The sequence below is a fragment of the Geobacillus sp. ZGt-1 genome, assembly GCF_001026865.1.
In the GTDB taxonomy this organism is placed as follows: Bacteria; Bacillota; Bacilli; order Bacillales; family Anoxybacillaceae; genus Geobacillus; species Geobacillus thermoleovorans.
Genome location: NZ_LDPD01000023.1, coordinates 187,824 through 191,726 on the forward strand (window position 1 = coordinate 187,824; position 3,903 = coordinate 191,726).

Annotated in this window: 2 protein-coding genes and 2 pseudogenes; 1 reads left to right on the top strand and 3 read right to left on the bottom strand. The window is 53.8% G+C overall.

Translation table 11 applies throughout. The features are described 5' to 3' along the window. A pseudogene (locus VU18_RS19980) lies at positions 1-93 on the bottom strand (peptidylprolyl isomerase); the annotation flags it as partial. A 142-nt stretch (positions 94-235) separates the two neighbouring features. On the opposite strand from VU18_RS19980, the pseudogene VU18_RS17410 reads away from it, so the two are divergent. After that, positions 236-1,108: pseudogene (locus VU18_RS17410) on the top strand (DUF1002 domain-containing protein); the annotation flags it as partial. 111 nt (positions 1,109-1,219) lie between these two features. On the opposite strand, the gene lysA reads toward VU18_RS17410, so the two are convergent. Together lysA and VU18_RS09670 are read right to left on the bottom strand one after the other, a co-directional pair. Further along, on the bottom strand, positions 1,220-2,539 hold the full coding sequence (gene lysA / locus VU18_RS09665; protein ID WP_014196257.1) for a diaminopimelate decarboxylase: 1,320 nt from the start codon (positions 2,537-2,539) through the stop codon (positions 1,220-1,222). A gap of 313 nt (positions 2,540-2,852) precedes the next feature. Further along, positions 2,853-3,903: spore germination protein (locus VU18_RS09670; protein ID WP_236687347.1), on the bottom strand; the 1,051-nt coding region annotated here is incomplete at its 5' end.

Below are 3,903 nucleotides of genomic sequence, written 5' to 3' on the forward strand. Positions count from 1 at the left end.
AAACTTGATTTTCCCGCCGTTTTCCATTAGAATATATCCTTTTTTCGCCACAAGCATCCAGCTCCTTTTCGACATCGAAACTGCTTTTATCATACCATGATTGCCAAGTGAAACAAAAGAAAAAATGTCTTTTCAAATTCGCACGCCGCCTGACCGCGTCGCTTTTTGCCGATAGCCAAGCAGGCGAGCGTACGGTATAATGATAATGCATTTTCGTAAACAGGAGGCGAGCTATGTGAAACGAACGATCGCTTCATCGCTGCTTTGGGCGGTGCTCTTGGCATCTCCGGGCATCGCAGCGGCCGATGCCGCGCCGGGCGATGTCATTGTGACGCTCGGGGAAAACTTAACGAATGAACAAAAGCAAAAAGTGCTCGACGAAATGAAGGCGCCGGACGGGGCGCAAACGATCACCGTCTCAAACGTTGAGGAGCATAAATATTTGGACGGACTCATTCCGAAAGCGCAAATCGGCACGCGCGCCATCTCGTCGTCGATGATCACGATAAAAGAGCCCGGCTCGGGGCTTCATGTCGAAACGCACAACATCACATGGGTGACGAAAGAGATGTATACAAACGCCTTGATCACCGCAGGGGTGAAAGATGCCGATATTTACATCACCGCCCCGTTTCCGGTTTCCGGCACCGCAGCGCTGACGGGGCTGATGAAGGCGTATGAAATTTCCTCGGACCAAGCCATCCCTGATGATGTCAAAAAAGTGGCGAACGAGGAAATGGTGCAGACGGCGAAGCTCGCCGATTCGATCGGCGCGGACAAAGCGGTCGCCCTGCTGGCGAAAATCAAACAAGAAATCGCCAACAACCCACCGCAGACGGACGCTGATTTGCGCGCCCTTATTGAAAAAATCGCCAACGACCTTGGCATTACGCTGAGCGAGAATGAAATCAACAACCTGATTTCCCTTTTCCATAAAATGCAAAACGCCCATATTAATTGGGATCAAGTGAACGATCAGCTGAGCAAGGCGAAAGAACAGCTATCGGCGTTTTTGCAGTCAGAAGAAGGGAAAACGTTCATTCAAAACCTTATCGACATCTTCAAAGAAATTTGGAACGCGATCAAATCAGCATTTTCCTCAAATCAACAGTCAACTACCCCCACTTCGTCCTCGCCAAAGACGATGAAAGAAGGCGCCCAAAAAAAGCAGCGGGCGCCTTTTCTTTGTGAAGGCCGTTCTCTTTCCAACCGGCGGCCTTCACTTTTTCACTTTCGTTTTCAAAGGCAAATCATATTGGATCAAATCTTCATATGTCTCCCGTTTCACAACGAGCTGGGCGTCGCCGTTTTCAACGAACACAACGGCTGGGCGCGGCAGACGGTTGTAATTGTTCGCCATGGAATAGCCGTAAGCGCCGGTGCAAAAAACGGCCAAATAATCGCCCGGCTTCGCTTCCGGCAGGGCGATGTCCCAAATGAGCATGTCGCCTGACTCGCAACACTTCCCGGCGATCGATACGACTTCCGTCGGCTCGCCGAACACCCGGTTGGCGAGCGCGGCTTCGTATTTCGCTCCGTAAAGCGCCGGGCGGATGTTGTCGCTCATGCCGCCGTCAACGGCAATATAGGTGCGGACGTTGGGCACCTCTTTGCGCGAACCGATCGTATAAATCGTCGTTCCCGCATCACCCACGAGCGACCGCCCCGGCTCGATCCAAATTTCCGGCAACGGCAAGCGGCAAGCTTCGGCCTGCCTTTTCACCTCTTCCACGATGCAGTCGACGTACGCTGTCACCGGAATCGGGTCGTCTTCCTCCGTATAGCGGATGCCAAAGCCGCCGCCAAGATTGACAACCGCTGGGACAAATCCGTGCTCCTTGTTCCACTCCGCCAGCTTGGCAAACACTTTTTGCGCCGCGAGCACAAACCCAGCTGTTTCAAAAATTTGCGAGCCGATATGGCAATGAACGCCGAGCAGCTGAAACGCGGCCGATGCCATAACACGGCGAAACGCCTCGTCCGCCTGACCGTTGTTTAAGTCAAAGCCGAACTTTGAATCTTCTTGCCCGGTTAAAATGTAATCGTGCGTATGCGCCTCGACCCCCGGCGTCACGCGGAGCAAAACCGGCACCGTCCGACCGGATGACGCCGCCAGCTCTTCGATCAGCTCGAGTTCGTAAAAGTTGTCGGCAACGATGCAGCCGATGCCGTGTTCAAGCGCCATCGCCAATTCGTCCCGGCTTTTGTTGTTGCCATGAAAATGGATGCGCTCAGGCGGAAAACCGGCCGCAAGCGCCGTATACAGCTCACCGCCTGAGACGACGTCAAGCGACAATCCCTCCTCAGCGGCCAGCTGCACGATGGCGACGGCGGAAAACGCCTTGCTCGCATACGCGACTTGCGCCCGCACGCCGTGACGCTGGAACGCTTCTTTAAACGCGCGCGCCCGAGCGCGGATCAACGCAACGTCATAAATATAAAGCGGCGTGCCATACGTTTTGGCCAACTCGACCACATCGACGCCGCCGATTTCCAAATGCCCTTGTTCATTCACGCGGCTTGTCCCGTGAAGAAACATCGCAAACCCCTCATTCCTCTATCGAAATCGCATGGCAAAAGCAAAAAAGACAGTTTGCAAAATCGGCAACTGCCTTTACAAAATGGAAAACCGCAGAGCGCCATCGGCTCTGCCTTGAAACGGAAGGCCGCACACCCCGCGCTGGGCCATGCCCATTCCGTCCGTGCAAACGTGCGAAGCACTGAGGCAAGCACCATCAGTGCAAGCAATTAAATATAACTTATCATAATTATAAAAAAGTTGCAATAGCGCTAAAACGAAAAAAGCGGCCGCCAATAGGTGGAAACGGCCGCTTCCAAATGGATCGTTCGCGTCATGACGGCTGTTTTTGCCGGTCTTGCGGGTGAACGATGCTCGGGCGCACTCTCGCTCCAGCAACCGAACGGCGGACGACAATTTGCATAAATGCCGCTGGATCGAACGGGATGAACGGCCATAAGTACGGCGTATTAAGCGAGCGGATGCTGGCGAGCCAAAGCAAATAAACGGTCGTGCCAATGACGAGCCCGGGCACTTTAAACAAGGCGACAAGAATGACCAATGCCAATCGAGAAATCTTATTCGCCACGCTCAACTCATAGCTTGGCGTCGCAAAGGAACCGATCGCCGCCACCGAAATGTACAAGATCACTTCCGGCACAAACAGCCCGACATCGATGGCGATTTGTCCGATCAAGACGGCGGCAATCAAACCCATCGCGGTTGATAGCGGCGTCGGGGTATGAATGGCTGCCATCCGCAAAAACTCAATCCCAAAATCAGCGAGCAAAATTTGCACAATGATCGGGATGTTCGTTTGTTTGTTCGGCCCAATAAACGCCCACGATTCGGGCAGCAACGACGGTTCAAGGACGAACAGCACCCACAGCGGCAGCAAAAACAACGACGTCAAAATGCCTAAAAACCGCACCCAGCGCACAAACGTCCCGACCCCTGGCGACTGCCGGTATTCCTCGGCATGCTGGACGTGGTGGAAAAATGTTGTCGGCGTGATGATGACGCTTGGCGATGTATCAACCATAATGAGCACGTGCCCTTCAAGCAGGTGCGTCGCTGCTACATCCGGCCTCTCGGTATAACGGACGAGCGGGTACGGGTTGTATCCTTGCTTGACTAAAAACTCTTCGACTGTTTTGTCGCCCATCGTCAGTCCATCGACGTTGATTTGCTGCAACTCTTTCTTGACGAGTTCAACAAGCCCCGGGTCAGCGACGTCTTTAATATAGGCGATGCATACGTCCGTTTTTGACCGCTCGCCGACTTGCAAAATTTCAAAGCGCAGCCGCTCGTCGCGGATGCGGCGGCGGGTGAGCGCCGTGTTGACAATGATGTTCTCGACGTAGCCGTCGCGGGCGCCGCGCACA